The 15548-nt window shown below is 54.3% G+C and carries 14 protein-coding genes, 1 tRNA gene, 3 pseudogenes and 1 riboswitch; of the genes and pseudogenes, 13 read left to right on the forward strand and 5 right to left on the reverse strand.

What is annotated here, in order from left to right; translation table 11 throughout:
• Positions 1 to 6: 6 nt before the first annotated feature.
• Positions 7 to 708, forward strand: coding sequence for an orotidine-5'-phosphate decarboxylase (gene pyrF, locus WJM78_RS08030; protein ID WP_042034336.1), 702 nt, complete (start codon positions 7 to 9; stop codon positions 706 to 708).
• A 64-nt stretch (positions 709 to 772) separates the two neighbouring features.
• Here the strand turns inward: pyrF and rrtA are convergent, their stop codons facing one another.
• Entirely contained in the window at positions 773 to 1351 is a 579-nt protein-coding gene (gene rrtA / locus WJM78_RS08035) for a rhombosortase (RefSeq protein ID WP_258224666.1), read from the reverse strand.
• Between rrtA and WJM78_RS08040 the strand changes: the two genes are divergently transcribed.
• From WJM78_RS08040 to WJM78_RS08060, 5 genes are all read left to right on the forward strand, one after another.
• Positions 1281 to 1970 (forward strand): tRNA-uridine aminocarboxypropyltransferase, encoded by a 690-nt coding sequence (locus WJM78_RS08040; protein WP_275929444.1) that lies wholly within the window; start codon positions 1281 to 1283, stop codon positions 1968 to 1970. The two genes, rrtA and WJM78_RS08040, sit on opposite strands and share 71 nt — an antisense overlap.
• A gap of 21 nt (positions 1971 to 1991) precedes the next feature.
• Positions 1992 to 2681, forward strand: a complete 690-nt coding sequence (gene queC / locus WJM78_RS08045) for a 7-cyano-7-deazaguanine synthase QueC (protein WP_275929443.1) — start codon at positions 1992 to 1994, stop codon at positions 2679 to 2681.
• Between the two features lie 61 nt (positions 2682 to 2742).
• Complete coding sequence (gene queE / locus WJM78_RS08050; RefSeq protein WP_181364727.1) at positions 2743 to 3414, forward strand: 7-carboxy-7-deazaguanine synthase QueE; 672 nt, start codon at positions 2743 to 2745, stop codon at positions 3412 to 3414.
• 1 nt (position 3415) lies between these two features.
• A complete protein-coding gene (locus WJM78_RS08055; protein WP_042034330.1) occupies positions 3416 to 3646 on the forward strand; it encodes a DUF3820 family protein in 231 nt (76 codons plus the stop codon).
• Positions 3643 to 4206: a cob(I)yrinic acid a,c-diamide adenosyltransferase gene (locus tag WJM78_RS08060; RefSeq protein WP_339015007.1), complete on the forward strand. Its 564-nt coding sequence runs from the start codon at positions 3643 to 3645 to the stop codon at positions 4204 to 4206. Before WJM78_RS08055 ends, WJM78_RS08060 begins: the two co-directional genes overlap by 4 nt.
• A gap of 67 nt (positions 4207 to 4273) precedes the next feature.
• Here WJM78_RS08060 and WJM78_RS08065 read toward each other — a convergent pair whose 3' ends face one another.
• The gene (locus WJM78_RS08065; protein ID WP_042034328.1) at positions 4274 to 4678 is read right to left on the reverse strand and encodes an H-NS family nucleoid-associated regulatory protein; all 405 of its coding nucleotides are present in this window, start codon (positions 4676 to 4678) and stop codon (positions 4274 to 4276) included.
• 321 nt (positions 4679 to 4999) lie between these two features.
• Positions 5000 to 5171, forward strand: a riboswitch (Lysine riboswitch).
• Positions 5172 to 5257: 86 nt separating this feature from the next.
• Here WJM78_RS08065 and WJM78_RS08070 point away from each other — a divergent pair.
• Together WJM78_RS08070 and WJM78_RS08075 are read left to right on the forward strand one after the other, a co-directional pair.
• Positions 5258 to 6838: a Na+/H+ antiporter NhaC family protein gene (locus WJM78_RS08070; RefSeq protein WP_042034327.1), complete on the forward strand. Its 1581-nt coding sequence runs from the start codon at positions 5258 to 5260 to the stop codon at positions 6836 to 6838.
• Positions 6839 to 6924: 86 nt separating this feature from the next.
• The gene (locus WJM78_RS08075) at positions 6925 to 7506 is read left to right on the forward strand and encodes a thymidine kinase (protein WP_042034326.1); all 582 of its coding nucleotides are present in this window, start codon (positions 6925 to 6927) and stop codon (positions 7504 to 7506) included.
• A gap of 58 nt (positions 7507 to 7564) precedes the next feature.
• Here WJM78_RS08075 and WJM78_RS08080 read toward each other — a convergent pair whose 3' ends face one another.
• On the reverse strand, positions 7565 to 8902 hold the full coding sequence (locus tag WJM78_RS08080) for a flavohemoglobin expression-modulating QEGLA motif protein (protein ID WP_339015010.1): 1338 nt from the start codon (positions 8900 to 8902) through the stop codon (positions 7565 to 7567).
• Between the two features lie 157 nt (positions 8903 to 9059).
• On the opposite strand from WJM78_RS08080, the gene WJM78_RS08085 reads away from it, so the two are divergent.
• From WJM78_RS08085 to WJM78_RS08100, 4 genes and pseudogenes are all read left to right on the forward strand, one after another.
• Positions 9060 to 9515: a YbjN domain-containing protein gene (locus tag WJM78_RS08085; protein ID WP_339015012.1), complete on the forward strand. Its 456-nt coding sequence runs from the start codon at positions 9060 to 9062 to the stop codon at positions 9513 to 9515.
• A 213-nt stretch (positions 9516 to 9728) separates the two neighbouring features.
• Positions 9729 to 9816: transfer RNA gene (locus WJM78_RS08090), tRNA-Ser, on the forward strand.
• Positions 9817 to 10115: 299 nt separating this feature from the next.
• Positions 10116 to 10498, forward strand: a pseudogene (locus WJM78_RS08095) (transposase); the annotation flags it as partial.
• 163 nt (positions 10499 to 10661) lie between these two features.
• Positions 10662 to 10906, forward strand: a pseudogene (locus WJM78_RS08100) (integrase core domain-containing protein); the annotation flags it as partial.
• 71 nt (positions 10907 to 10977) lie between these two features.
• Here the strand turns inward: WJM78_RS08100 and WJM78_RS08105 are convergent.
• Both WJM78_RS08105 and WJM78_RS08110 read right to left on the reverse strand, forming a co-directional pair.
• Positions 10978 to 13671: a cation-transporting P-type ATPase gene (locus tag WJM78_RS08105; RefSeq protein WP_339015014.1), complete on the reverse strand. Its 2694-nt coding sequence runs from the start codon at positions 13669 to 13671 to the stop codon at positions 10978 to 10980.
• Positions 13672 to 13991: 320 nt separating this feature from the next.
• A pseudogene (locus WJM78_RS08110) lies at positions 13992 to 14441 on the reverse strand (transposase); the annotation flags it as partial.
• A gap of 379 nt (positions 14442 to 14820) precedes the next feature.
• Between WJM78_RS08110 and hcp1 the strand changes: the two are divergent.
• Positions 14821 to 15339: a type VI secretion system effector Hcp1 gene (hcp1, locus tag WJM78_RS08115; RefSeq protein WP_010634822.1), complete on the forward strand. Its 519-nt coding sequence runs from the start codon at positions 14821 to 14823 to the stop codon at positions 15337 to 15339.
• Positions 15340 to 15548 lie beyond the last annotated feature (209 nt).

Below are 15548 nucleotides of genomic sequence, written 5' to 3' on the forward strand. Positions count from 1 at the left end.
AGTGAGATGCTAGATCCCAAAGTACTGGTCGCGCTGGATTATCAGCACGAGGCCGATGCCTTCGCGTTCATTGAACGTATCTCTCCGGCCCAGTGCCGCCTCAAGGTGGGCAAGGAGATGTTTACCCTGTTTGGCCCCCAGTTTGTGCGTCAGCTGGTGGCCAAGGGATTTGATGTGTTTCTGGATCTGAAGTTTCACGACATTCCCAATACCGTGGCCAAGGCCGTGGCCGCCAGTGCCGAGCTGGGAGTCTGGATGGTCAACGTCCATGCCAGTGGTGGCGAGCGAATGATGCGTGCTGCCAGAGAGGCGTTGCTGCCTTATGGCGACAAGGCGCCGCTGCTTATTGGGGTGACAGTGCTGACCAGCATGGAGCAATCCGACATGGCGCCGCTTGGTCTGGACGTGAGCCCGGCCGAGCAGGTGATCCGGCTCGCCACATTGACCAAGGCAGCCGGGCTGGATGGGGTGGTCTGCTCCGCCAATGAGGCTCGTGATCTCAAGGCCTTGCTCGGCGCCGACTTCAAGCTGGTGACCCCGGGTATTCGCCCCACCGGGTCTGCGGCCGGGGATCAACGCCGGGTGATGACGCCGCTGGCTGCGACGCAAGCCGGCGCCGACTATCTGGTCATAGGTCGCCCTATCACCCAGGCAGACGATCCCGCCGCCATGTTGTCCAGCATCAATGCGGAGCTGACTGGGCGTTAAGATTTGAAGGCCGGGTACACCCCCGGCCTGCTTTTTTGTCAAGGCAACCTGGTGTTGGGCACCATCACTCCTTGATGGCCTGACTGCCGAGACTGACCGGCAACAGGCCGAGCAGCAGGCCCGCCACCGAGCCAATCAGATGTGATTCGATGTGAACCCGGGCACCAATCAGTGCAGAAGCCGGGCTCTCGCCTGCGCTGTAGAAGTCCACTCCGAGCTTGATGACCACCCCCAACAGCATCAGCCAGCCCGAATAGCGGCGATAGCGTATGTCCTGCAAGGCTCCCCACACGAACAGGCCGTGCAAGGCTCCCGACAGCCCCATGTACCACTGGGTCTGCGGGCATAACCACCAGATGCCGACACCGACCGCGCACCCCAGTAACAGCAGCAATACCGGCAGGCGGCAGCCCGTCAGGTATTCGCGAAACAGGCTGTAGATCACGCACAGGCCACTCAGGTTGAGCAGCAGGTGCCATAAATTGGTGTGGGCCAGATTGCCTGTTATGATGCGCCACCCTTCGCCTTGGGCGATCAGGGCGCGTTCGAAGGAGAGCAAATGATTCGGTACTGTGAAGAAAAGCAACAAGCTGGCGAGTGAAAGCGTGATGACCCAGAGCAATCCTGATTTTTCTGACGACATGAAACAGCCCAACGACAAGAACAGTCGATACTGTACACGTTGCGCCAGAGCACTCAAAGCCTGTCTGTGTGATTATATTCAGCAGGTGTCTCATCTTGCTCCCCTCCATATTTTGCAGCATCCGAGCGAAGCGGGGCATCCCAAGGGGACCGCAGCCCTGCTGGCCGCCTCCCTCACCCGCGCCAGCATTCATGTCGGGGAGGATTTTGCCGAGGCACATTGGCTCAATGCCTTGCTGGCGGATCCCAAGGTGCACTGCTATCTGCTCTGGCCTGACGAACATGCGCTGGGGCTGGATCAGGTGCGCGATCAACTGCGCCAGGCGGGGGAGTACCGTCAGGTCTGCTTTTTGCTGCTCGATGGCACCTGGCGCAAGGCGTATCGCATCTTGCACAGCAATCCGGCCCTGCTGCGGCTGCCCAGGATCAAGCTCGGTGCCATACCGGGCCAGTACTCCATTCGCAAGAAGCCGTTTCCCGAGGCGTTGTCGACCCTGGAGGCGGGCTACCATCTGTTATCCCAGTGGGAGGGTGAGCCCGCGCGCTTCGCTCCGCTGATGAACCTCTTTACCCATTTAAACCGGCAGTGGCATGACTTTGCACAAGGTCGCCGTACTTGAACTGCCTGAAGGAGTGAAAAAGTGAAAAAAGCCGTCGTGGTATTCAGTGGTGGGCAGGACAGTACCACCTGTCTGGTGCAGGCTCTGGCCCATTATGACGAGGTGCACGCCATTACCTTTGACTATGGCCAGCGCCATCGGGAGGAGATTGAGACGGCTCGCCGACTGGCCAGTGCGCTTGGGATTGCCGCCCACAAGGTGATGGACGTGACCCTGCTCAATGAACTGGCGGTCTCGGCCCTGACCCGGGATGACATTCCGATCAGCTGCGAGCTGCAGGACAATGGTCTGCCCAATACCTTCGTGCCGGGTCGCAACATACTGTTTCTGACCCTGGCCTCCATCTATGCCTACCAGGTGGGCGCCGAATCGGTGATCACCGGGGTGTGCGAGACCGATTTCTCCGGCTACCCGGACTGTCGCGACGAGTTCGTCAAGGCGCTCAATCAGGCGGTCTCCCTGGGGCTGGGTCGCGGCATTCGCTTCGATACCCCGCTGATGTGGCTCGACAAGGCCGAAACCTGGGCGCTGGCGGATCACTATGGTCACCTGGAAACGGTGCGCCAGCAGACGCTGACTTGCTACAACGGCATCGCTGGCGATGGTTGTGGCACCTGTCCAGCCTGTGAACTGCGTAGCCGGGGGTTGAACCTGTATCTGGCCGACAAGGCGGGTATCATGGCTCGGCTGTACGAGAAAAGCGGACTGTGAGCCTGCGTCTTGCCCTCGCTTGGGGTATAATCCGCGACTTTTGCAACAAGCCGTGACCGAGATGCACTACCCAATCAACGAGATATTCCAGACCATTCAGGGGGAGGGCATCTTCACCGGCCTGCCCGCCATTTTCGTTCGCCTGCAAGGCTGCCCTGTGGGTTGTCCCTGGTGCGATACCCGTCATACCTGGATTGTCGATCCCGCTCGTGAAGTGGGGGTTCAGGCGGTGCTCGACTGTTCCAATGAATCCGATGGTTGGAGCAAGATGAACACTGAGCAGATCCTGGCCAGTTTCCAGCAGCTCGGTTATCAGGCCCGGCATGTGGTGATCACCGGGGGTGAGCCTTGTCTGTATGACTTGCAGGCGCTCTCCTGTGCCTTGCTGGCAGCCGGCTATCAGGTGCAGATCGAAACCAGCGGTACCAGCGAGATCCAGACCCACGCCAATACCTGGGTCACGGTTTCGCCCAAGATTGGTATGAAGGGGGGACTGCCCGTGCTGATATCTGCCCTTGAGCGTGCCAACGAGATCAAGCATCCAGTGGCCACTGAGCGCCATATCGAGGAGCTGGATGCCCTGCTGGCGACCGCCACCTTGCGCCCAGACGTGGTGATTGCGCTGCAACCTATCAGCCAGAAGCCCAGAGCCACCCAGCTGGCGATGGCCACCTGCATCGCCCGTAACTGGCGGCTCTCCATCCAGACCCATAAATATTTGGACATCGATTAATATGGAGTGGCTGTCTGACGAGCGGGTGTTGTTGACCCTGACCCACAAGATGCCTTACGGCAAATATCAGGGGCGGCGCATCATAGATATTCCTGAACCCTATCTGGTGTGGATGGCCCGTACCGGCTTTCCCGCTGGCGCGTTGGGCCAGACGCTGGCCCTTGCCTATGAGATCAAGCTCAACGGGCTCGAATCCATGATTGTTCCCATTATTAACAGGATGTCGGTATGAGAATATATACAAGGCAGGGTGATAAAGGTATGACCCGGTTGGCCGATGGTGTGCAATTGGCCAAGGATGATATGCGGGTGGAAACCTATGGTTATATTGATGAATTAAATTCTCATATAGGTCTACTCATTGCCGAGGTTCCTGCCACTGAAACCGGCTTATTAGCCGACCTGTTATTGTTACAACAAGAGTTGTTCGATCTGGGTGGTGAACTGGCATTTTCCAGCGATGGTCAGCAGGAGGCCATCTGGCAGGTGAATAATGCGTGGACGTTGCGACTGGAGCGGCAAATTGATGACTACAGCGCCAATTTACCCGTGCTGCGCAATTTCATTTTGCCCAGTGGTTCCCGGGCAGCGGCGCAAGCCCATGTAGTGCGCACCCTGACCCGTCGCTGTGAGCGCCTGCTGCTGAGTCTGAGCCGTGCAGAGCAGATCAATCCCGCCATCCTGCCTTATATCAACCGGCTGAGTGACTGGTTCTTCACCATAGCCCGCTATCTGCTGGCCTGTACCGCGACGCCAGAAGTGCTCTGGGTCAAGGCGACAGAACGGAGTTGATGAGCTGACATCCGGCATAAAAAAACCTCGCAGTGCGAGGTTTTTTTATTGGAGGTATTTTATCTGATCAGATGGCAAATTCTTCGACGGATTTACCGTCGGCAACGGCCTTGGCAATCGCGGACGGCATGCGGCCCTGACCGGTCCAGGTTTTTTCAACGCCGTTATCCAGATAGCGATATTTGGCTGGGCGAGGGGCGCGCTTGCTTTTCGCGGCTTTGGCCGGTTCAGTGGCAACGGTTCCCACCAGTTCGGCAGGGTCAATGCCGGCGGCTTTCAGCATTTCGGCATATTCGTTAATCTTGCGCTGATGCTCTTCACGGGCTTGACGATCGGCGGATTCATCTTGCTGACGTTCGGTAACAATAGCAGAGAGTTTTTCCATCCCCTCTTCCAATTGCTCCAGAGTGAGCTCACGGCACGCTGCGCGCAAGCTACGGATATTCAGCAGTACTTTCAAAAATTCGTTCATAGTGTCCACCACGCGAGCAAAGGAGTGAATTAAATAAAAAGAGTAATTTTGTGTAATTTATACGGCAGATTACTATTAAGTCAAGATAAGCGAAATAATAAATTCAGCATGAAAATTAAGTGAGCTATTTCGGATTCAGGCAGGATCCAGCGATATTGACCTAAATAATACTCGACTGAGTTCTGAATAGATGAAAATAGCGACAAAATCGAAATAATTGCACCGTTTGACTACCATTTCGCCATTTTTAAACGCTCTGCATGGGGATTTAATCAAAAAACTTGCTATAACGTGCCAGCGCGATAAAATGTGCCCCGAATACCTTTAAGTAGAGGCGCGCTGCCTATAAGTACTTGTGCGGAGGGTGATGCCTGTGATGCACAACGAAAGGAGTCAGCGCCGAAGTGGCCAGGCCATCATACCGGGCTGCTGGTTCTGCATCGAACAGGTGCAGGACTGCCATAGTCATCCACTATGGAGCGCTACCTGAAGGGGCTGAGGAGTATAACCTCCCCATGGGTTTTGTTTCTTTATCCTCTCGGTAGATCTCCACCTGCTGTCTTTAGGTGTAAAGAGATCATGGACATCATTCATTACGCCGACTCCGGTTGGTCTGTCATTCCCCCTTTACTGGCCGTCGCTCTGGCGATTATCACACGCCGCGTCCTGGTGTCGCTGGGCGTTGGTATTGTTGCCGGTAGTCTGTTGCTCAATCAGTTTTCTCCGCTCGATTCCCTGCATTACATGTTGAACACTGTGCTCAAGATCTTCTGGGTCGACGGTGCACTCAATAGTGACAACGTCAACATGATCCTGTTCATGCTGCTGCTGGGCGGCCTCATCAGTCTGATGAGCGTCTCCGGTGCGACCCGCGCTTTCGCCGAGTGGGCTGAGCGTCGTGCCAAGACCCGTAAGGGGGCCAAGGCGCTCACCGGCATGATGGTGTTTGCCTTCTTCATCGATGACTTCTTCCACAGTCTGTCGGTGGGGGCCATCTGCCGTCCGGTCACCGACCGCTTCCAGATCTCCCGCGCCAAGCTGGCCTATCTGCTGGACTCCACCGCGGCGCCCGTCTGCGTACTGATGCCCATCTCCTCCTGGGGTGCCTACATCATTGCCCTGGTGGGCGGCATCATGGCGGCGCACGGTCTGACAGATCAGAGCCCTATCTCTGCCTTTGTCGAGATGATCCCGATGAACCTCTACGCGGTGTTCACCCTGGTCATGGTGCTGGTGGTGATTGCGTTCCAGCTCGATATCGGCCCCATGCGTCAACACGAAGAGTGGGCGCTGGCAGGCAAGCTGTGGGATGAGTCCAAGGGCCGCCCCATCGGTCTGGATATGGAGAGCCCGGAAGAGAGCAACGGTGGCATGATCGACATGGTATTGCCGATCCTGACCCTGACCGTTGCCACCATCTATTTCATGATCCACTCCGGCGCCGCCGCGTTGAGCGAACAAGGGCTGCCGTTCAGCGTGCTCGGCTCGTTCGAGAATACCAACGTCGGTTCTTCTCTGGTCTATGGCGCTCTGTGCAGCCTGGTGGTCTCCATCGGTCTGGCCATGCGCCTCAAGCTCGGTGCGAATAACTGGATTAAGGCCGCCCCACAAGGGGTCATGGCCATGCTGCCTGCCATCAACATATTGCTGTTCGCCTGGGCTATCGGTGCCGTGGTACGCGACGTGGAAACCGGCAAGTACCTGGCCTCCATGGCCAACGGCAACCTGCCGACCGAAGTGTTGCCAGCCGTGGTGTTTATCCTCTCCTGTGCCATGGCGTTTGCCACCGGCACCAGCTGGGGCACCTTCGGTATCATGCTGCCGCTGGCCGGTGACATGGCGGCCGCCAGTGATATCAGCCTGATGCTGCCCATGCTGGCTGCCGTGCTGGCAGGCTCTGTGTTTGGCGATCACAGCTCGCCCATCTCGAGTACCAGTATCCTGTCGGCCACGGGGGCAGGGTGCCATCACATCGATCACGTGATGACCCAGCTGCCCTATGCGCTGGCCATCGCCTTCGGTGCTGCGCTCGGTTACCTGGTCATGGGGCTGATGCATTCCGTGCTGGCGGGCTTTACTGTCAGCGGGCTCTGGTTTGTGATCTTCTCCGGTTATCATCTGCGCAAGGCTCGGCGCCATCGAGCGCTAGCTATGGCATAAATAGAACAAGGGGCCCACGGGCCCCTTGGTTTTGGCAGGGGCTTTGGTTAGCATGCGCCCCATAAATTCAGTTTCGGAACAACACCATGGCTTCACTGCACTACAAATTTGCCACCATGAATTCAGGCAAATCCACCCAGCTCATCCAGGCCCACTTCAATTATCTGGAGCGGGGCATGCAGCCCCTGGCCATGACACCGGCCATTGATGACCGCTTCGGCGTGGGGGTGATCAGTGCCCGGGTGGGATTGGAGCTGAAGGTGGATGTGTTCAGTGACAGTTGCGATCTGTTCGAGATGGTGAAGGCGCGCCATGCCCAGAAGCGTATCGATGTGTTCATCGTCGACGAGGCCCAGTTCTTGACCCGCGAGCAGGTTTACCAACTGGCGCGCATCGTCGACGAGCAGGATATTCCCGTGATGGCCTACGGCCTCAAGACCGACTTTCGGGGGGAGCTGTTCCCGGGCTCCTATCATCTGCTCTGTCTTGCCGACAAGTTCGAAGAGCTGAAAAGCATCTGCTGGTGTGGCAACAAGGCGCACATGAACTCCCGGGTGAGCGCTGCTGGCCAGGTGATGCGGGATGGTGAGCAGGTGGAAATCGGTGGCAACGATCGCTATGTGTCGTTGTGCCGCAAGCACTATCTGGAAGGGCGGGCCTACAAGTGATCGGGCCGCGATAAGAGAGAAGGGCGCCAATCTGGCGCCCTTCTTGTTTGTTTACGACTCAGTCGATCTCGATATCCACCGGCGCAATGATGGGATCGGCCACCGGCAGACGATGGAACAGCTGGCGAAAATGTTGCTGGACCCGGCCTATGTCCACCAGTGACATGCCCGAGGCGAAGCCGAACCAGACGTAGAGCCCGGTGAGATCGCGAAACATGGGAGGCAGGTAGCGGGGGGCATCGATCAGCCCCTCCAGATAGTGCTGATAGAGCACAGGAATGTCGTCCAGGGTCACCTTGCCGACGAACAGCATGGGCAGGATCTCGGGGACCCCTTCCAGCACAGCGCTGCGGATGAAGTTGACCGTCTCCACGTAGCCGCGCACGTAGGAGAGATCCTTGGTGAAGCAGGCACCGCCGCCAACCATGCCGCCGCGAAACACCCGCTGGGTGATCATGTAGGCGTCGTGTTCGCTGGTGCCCTGCGCCACAAAATGCTGGAACACCTCGATAAAGTCGGCGCCGCGCTCCGCCATGTCGATGGCTATCACGCGATCCGAGATGCGCTTGGCCCGATCCGGAAAGGAGCTGAAGGTGAGCGTTTCGATCAGGACCGCCAACCCCTCCTGACAGGCGGTGATACGCGGCGAGCCAGCGCTGAGCCAGGTGGCGTAGGGTTGCTGGCGGCCGTTGAGGGTGGTGCCCACGTGCACCCAGCCTTCGTGCACCTCCAGTACCTGCAGGTCCAGCTCGGAGAAACGGGCGTGGGAATTGAGCTTGATGTAATCGCTGCCGGCGGCGGCATCCGAGACGATGCCATCGCTCAGCTTGACCTGCACCGTGCCATCGCTGAAATAGCTCGACAGTTTGCCCTGCAGCTTGGCGACCGCCGCTTCCCCTTCAAATTCCTTGGGATAGGGGCGCACCAGATGGCGGGCACCAGGCAGGGAGAAGATGTCGCACAAGCGGGCTCCCAGCTCCCTGAGGGTCTTGCGATCGCCGCGCAGGTGATCACTGGCCGAGCCGTACAGCAGCTGGCTGTAGCGCAAGAAATCAGGCTGTCCGCGTTGGCGCAGCATCTCGATCACCACCATGTACTGATCGACCGTCTCTTGCAGTATGCGACCCAGATCGTCCTGAGGGCCCAGCCGGCGCCGGATCCTGTCCCGCAACTCCTTGAGTTCAAGATACTTGTTGCGGGGATCGAAGCCGAGGGGCAGGGAATCGTAGAAGTGCTGATCGATGGCGGGCAGTGCGCGTCCTCCGTTGGCCAGAAAATCGGCCTGGAGATGACGGGGCCACTTGATGGCATCCAGAATGCGAATGGGCTTTTGCAGGGCCAGCAGTTCATCCGACAAGGATTTCAGATGCAGGCGGTACTTTTCTTGGATGGTCATCAGGCCTTCTGCGGGGTGAAGGTGGGGCGAGAATAACTGAGTATATGCATAGTGCTTGCCAAAAAGAAGCTGGCGCCCAGCTTATCCGGCCACTGCACTTTTGGTTGCCGGAAAATTGGTTTAGACTGCGCCCCTTGATCCTTATCGTGTCGTGGAAATGATGAATATCCCCAGCTCTGAAATGATAATGCGTTGGTTGCAGCAGGCTCGTATCGAGCACTATGTCTGCGATCAGTGTCATGGCATCCACATTGTCTCCCTGCAGTCCGTCGACGGCATTCAGGAGAGCCGGATCTTTGTCGAAGAGGAAGGGCTGCTGTTTTCATCCGAGCTGGAAGTGCGTCCTTCCTCGCTGCTGCCGCTGATGGCCGAACTGGGTCGCCTCAACATGCAATATCCGTCGCTCAAGGTGTTCCTCGACATCATTGATGACAACCTGCCGCGTCTCATCGTGGGCCACACAGTGTTTACCAAGGCGGGTCTCTCCGTGGAACAGTTCCTGCTGTTTGTCGAAAGCACCACGGCCGCGACCCATGAAGTGGTGTCCGAATGCGAGCGCCTTGGCTTCCTGAACCTGCCCGAGTTCCAGGTCGCGCCGGAATGCGTGCACTGATTTGTGCGTTAAATGTGCGAACGATTCGTCAGGGAAAAAAAGCCGTTGACGCCGGCGGGGCTTTCCCCTAAATTACGCCCCGTTCCAGCGCAACAGCGCCATGAACACTGTGTTGGCTGAACACGTTAAACAACAGACCAGAATTTGGTGATGTGCCCGAGTAGATGCCAGGCAATGATCTTGGCAAGCATGAGCTCATGACTAAAACAAATTGGTGAGGTGTCCGAGTGGCTGAAGGAGCACGCCTGGAAAGTGTGTATACGGCAACGTATCGAGGGTTCGAATCCCTCCCTCACCGCCAAATGATAAGCCCAAGCAATTGCATTGCTTGGGCTTTTTCTTTATGTGTGATTTTTGATATGCCATCTGATATTGGCTGATACGGCACTATGTCGTACCGCGTTGGATGCGCAGGTCGATACTGATAGGCTGTCGTCTATGGTAAGGCTCGCCCGAGCCCACAGTCAATGAGAGTGCAGCGGGTGTGGTCTGTATGTGGGTAACAACCGCATTGGTGATGGTCTCCGGTGCGGTCGTGCTGAATGCCTGACCATTTACCGTACCCGATGCGGTAATGACTAAAACCCCGGGTGCAACGCCCTGCTCAGCCCTTTGCGACGCAAGTTGGGGCGTGTTTATGCGGATGGCGCCTATGACAGCAAAACCAGCCATCAGCTTATCTCGCGTAAAGGGGCAGCAGCCTGTATCCCGCCGTGCAAGAATGCCGTTTATGGGAAGAGGGGCATCCACGTAATGAAGCGGTTCTGGTTATGCGCAAGGAGGGGCTGACTCACTGGAAGCAGCAGTCCGGGTATCATCGGCGCTCATTGGCCGAGACGGTGATGTATAGGTTCAAACAATTGATGACGGGAAAAATCAGTCTACGTAACTACAACGGACAAGTGGGAGAGATCATGGCCTACGTGTGTGCGATGAACAAACTGAATGCCCTTGGTCTGCCTGTTAGAAAGTCCCAATTGTAGCTATTTATTGGGGCTGGGGAAGTTGTGGCTCATGTCTGATTTAGGAAACCACGCCCTGTTATCTATAAGTAAGGTATCCATACTTGGTCAAGTGGTTAAATAATATAGATTAGTCTGAATATTAACTTAATAATGCCACACGTCAAATATGTAGGGGGAAAATCGCATGACCCAGAGCATGAATCGGCGTGGCAACTGTTAGAATTACGCACTTATGGAAAGGTTGTTCAGAAGTCTTAAAACGGAGTGGCTCCCGGCTGCGGGCTCCATGAGCCTGCGGGAAGCGAAGCGGGATATCAGTTACTACCTGATAGATGACTACAACTAGCAGCGTCCGCATCAACACAATGACAGGATACCGCAGCAGAAGCTGAACATCAGCCTAACCGGGGGGCCGGATTTAGTTGATTACTATAGACAGCCAGTTTACCAGAAAGGGCGACCAACTTGATCGCCCCTTCTATTATCGTAGTACTACATTACGCCTTTTTGGATTTTCTAAATATGTACTTTTCAAGTTCAACGATGAGGAAAACAATGAAGCCGAACAGGATACAAATACCCCATTGAGTCATGCTTAACGGTGTGCTGCCAAACCATCTGTTCATCATCGGTAAATAGACATAGGCGATTTGCAATAATAGTAACGTACCAACCATTAACCAAGCAACCTTATTGCTAAGGAGTCGAGAGAGGCTTAGGCTGGAAACTTCGATATACCGACTATTAAACAGATAGAACGTTTGTGCCAATACGAGAGCATTGAGTGCCATGGTTTTAGCGATAGCATCGGATGATCCAGAGGCCAGTTCAAATGCAAATAGACTCATAGTTAAAACGCCGATCAGCGTAGATACTATAGCCACACGCAACAGGAAAGGCGCACTGATAATTGATGTACCTGGTTTACGTGGAGGGCGACTCATCAAATTAGGCTCACTGGGCTCAAATGCCAGTGCAAGTGCCAGAGTGACTGCTACTACCATATTAACCCATAAAATCTGCACAGGAGTCAAAGGAAGTGTCAATCCGAGCAGAACTGAAAAGAGCATTACAAAACCTTGCGCACCATTGGTTGGCAGAATAAAAAGCAAGGATTTTTGAATGTTATCGTAAATGGTTCTTCCTTCTTCAATCGCTTTTTCAATAGAAGAGAAGTTATCATCGGCGAGTACTATATCGGCGGCATCTTTTGTGGCTTCAGTTCCCTTAATGCCCATAGCGATACCCACGTCGGCGCGCTTTAGCGCTGGAGCATCATTCACGCCATCCCCCGTCATGGCAACAACCTCCCCCCGAGCTTGTAGAGCCATTACAAGGCGAAGCTTATGCTCTGGGCTGGTTCTGGCAAAGATATCACAACTACCCGCCAGTTGTTGTAACTCCTCGTCACTTGCGACCTCAAGCTGATCACCAGTCACCACCTTTATCGTCTCGGCATTACCAATGCCCATCTCAATACCTATTGCCTTAGCTGTATCTGCATGGTCTCCAGTAATCATTTTTACCCGAATCCCGGCTTTATGGCATTCTGAGATGGCAGCTATCGCTTCAGGCCTCGGTGGATCAACAATACCGATCAAACCGACAAAAACCATTTCTTGTTCAAGGTCACTCAACTCTAATGTACTTTTACTGGAAGGCACCACACATGTAGCGGCAGCGAGGACACGCAACCCTTGGCGTCCCAACATTTCAACTTGCTGATGCCAGTATGAGGCGTTGATCACCTCAGTTGCTCCATTTGCATTCAGCTCTGTTTTACAGCGTTCGATTAGACGGTCCGGTGCCCCTTTCAAGAGAATTTTCCGTTCACCAGACGGCGTATCGTTTAAGGTTGCCATGAATTTGTTTGATGATTCAAATGGAATAGCGGCCAGGCGAACGTAGCCAGTAGCATCAAAAGATGCTTTATTGCCAAGAACACGCAGAGCAGCCTCAGTTGGTTCACCTACGATTCGCCACTCATCGTTCTCCATTATCACATGAGTATCATTGGCAACAGACACCACTTCTAGCAGTGCAGATAAACATGGGGCATTGGATATAACTACTTTCTTATCAGCGATAGTTATATCGCCTATCGGTTGGTATCCATCCCCACTCACATCATATTGTCCACACCGGGTGAGCACTTTCTGTGCTGTCATTTCATTGCGCGTCAAGGTACCGGTTTTGTCTGAACAGATAACAGTAATTGCACCAAGCGTTTCGACAGCGGTTAGTTTACGGGTGATGGCATTACGCCGAGCCATACGCTGAACACCTATAGCAAGGGTAATGGTCAGAATGGTGGGTAGACCTTCTGGAATGGCTGCCACTGCAAAGCCAATTGCAGCCATAAAAACCTCTGCTATCCCTTGGCCATGGAACAGCACACCAATAATCAGCATTAGCGCCAGCATGGATAGGACAACCCATGCCAAGGATTTACTAAAACGATCCATCTGTTTTGTTAACGGAGTATCCAGAGTCTCGACTTCAGTGATCATTCGACTGATTTGACCAATCTCAGTTAAAGCACCTATTGCCGTAACGACTCCAACACCGCGTCCAGCAGAAACCATTGAGCCTGAATAGGCCATACAGGAGCGATCACCAAGCGGAGAGTCTGTGGCCATCGCCGCAGTCCCCTTATCTGCGGGTACCGATTCACCTGTCAGTGCCGACTCTTCTATCCGCAGCCCTGTGGCTTCCATTAAGCGGAGGTCGGCAGGGACTCTATCGCCAGATTTCAATCTTACAATGTCGCCAACCACCAACTCATCAGCATTAATTTCATCCCATTTATGGTCTCGTAGCACCTGAGCACGAGAGGAGAGCATATTACGGATCCCGGCTAAGGCAGTCTCTGCTTTCCCTTCCTGTACGAAACTGACAATTGCGTTAAGGACGACGACCCCGACAATTACCCAAGTATCAACCCAGTGTCCTAGAAATGCGGTTGCGATTGCTGCTGCAAGGAGGACATAGACCAGCATATCTTTGAAGTGGCTAATGAAGCGAACAAAAGCTGACTTGCCCTCCGGCTCTGGGAGCTTATTTGGGCCATATAACTTTAGTCGCCGTTGTGCTTCATTACTTTCCAAGCCATTTTCGGTAGCGTTCAACGCTGTTAGCGTACTAGCAACATCAAGGGAATAAGGTTTTAGCAACTCATCTTTTTCAATCATAAATTCACCTTAAAATTAACACTGAGGCAGCCTAATAATATGTTACAGTTTCATATAAAGCCAAGTTAGTCCTTCTCAAAAGCATTTCTGTTAATTCATCCAAGCCAATATTGCCAAGTCATGGCTCATACACAAGAACTTTAGCAGCAACTAATTGAAATAGACATGAAAAAGGCTTCGTTTATGAGCTAATCGGCGCTGTTTACCAAATCGATACGGTTTGAATGGAACTAACTGAAAACATAGCGATTAGACCTGATCGGCGTTGTTTCCCAAATCAGCCGTAAGAATGCAGCTTCCCCAGCCCCAAGTGACCGTTACACCCGGCGCTTTTCAGCGCCGTGTTTTCTGACTTGCCACTCGCCTTCGCCAAATACTTTCAGGCCAGTTGAGTCGATAAGCAGGTCGGTAACCTTCGCTTTAGATGGCTGCCGATACGCCACCTTCACCGTGCGGGCCCGCTTGCTGACACAGCGATAGTCCGGCGTACACAGCGGCACATTCATCAACGCGAACAAGGCGTCGAGTAGCCTCTGGGTCGCTCGCAGAGTGAGGCTTAAAATCCCCTTGAGTATCAGAAAGGTGCAGATGGTCTGGTCGGTGTAGCGCTGGCTACGTCCCCGTCGCCCGTAATGGTCTTGGTGAAACCAGTTATCTATGGCATCTGCATCAACGGCATCTGCATCAACCCAGAAGGTGAGAGAGTCACGGTCAATCAGAGACTTGTTGTATTGATGCCAGTTGGTGATGGGGTGAAGCGACTTGCCCATGGTGCAGACTTGAAGGGGGTGGTGGTGATCAGCTCGCCACATTTTCAGTTAGTTCCATTCAAGCTGCATCGATTTGGGAAACCACTCGGTTGTAAGGGGTCTAGGGAACTGGGGGTAATTCAGAAAAGAGCGGCATTTTTTAGATTTAAGCTCTTCCTTGAGCAATAAGTTGCGCCACATTTGGCTATAAATGCCAAAAGAGCAACTTTTTGCAGTGGTATACTCTAATTGAGCAACTAATTGCGCGTCTGTAGACGAGGGTAACACGCGGCTTGATGATAAGCATTTGTTTTATATATTAAAAAAATTTTGGCACGGTCACTGCTAAGAGGTTGGTCGAGTGCTATCTCATTTAACTTACCTATTTAGGAGCATACCCATGCCAACTCCATGTTATATCAGCATTGAAGGTAAAACTCAGGGCAACATCACTGCCGGTGCCTTCACCTCTGACTCCGTCGGCAACATCTTCGTACAAGGTCACGAAGACGAGATGCTGGTACAAGAGTTTCAGCACGTTGTCACCGTGCCGACTGACCCGCAATCCGGCCAGCCTGCTGGTCAGCGTGTCCACAAGCCGTTCAAGTTCACTGTTGCGCTGAACAAAGCCGTGCCGCTGATGTACAACTCCCTGGCTTCCGGCGAAATGCTGCCGAAAGTGACCCTGAAGTGGTACCGCACCTCTGTGGAAGGCAAGCAGGAGCACTTCTTCTCTACCGTGCTGACCGATGCCACCATCGTTGACATCGACTGCCAGATGCCGCACTGCCAAGACCCGGCGAAGTCTGACTTCACCCAGCTTATCCAGGTCTCTCTGGCCTACCGCAAGATTGACTGGGAGCACACCGTTGCCGGTACCTCTGGTGCTGACGACTGGCGCGCCCCGATCGAAGCGTAACGGGATACACAAGGGCACTGCTTGCGGTGCCCTTTTTGCCATCTGCGTGTTTGACGCGCTTGCTATTCACTTTTCCATCCCGGCGATTTTTTCTTATGCCTGTTTGCTCTGCGCAAGCGGGCACAAGAAAAAAGACGAGTTCACGTCTTGCCGCACGCCGTCAAGGGTGTGCGGTAGCCATGGTGTCAGAAACGCCGGGGCGATGACGG

This window comes from Aeromonas popoffii (assembly GCF_037818705.1).
Taxonomy (GTDB): domain Bacteria; phylum Pseudomonadota; class Gammaproteobacteria; order Enterobacterales; family Aeromonadaceae; genus Aeromonas; species Aeromonas popoffii.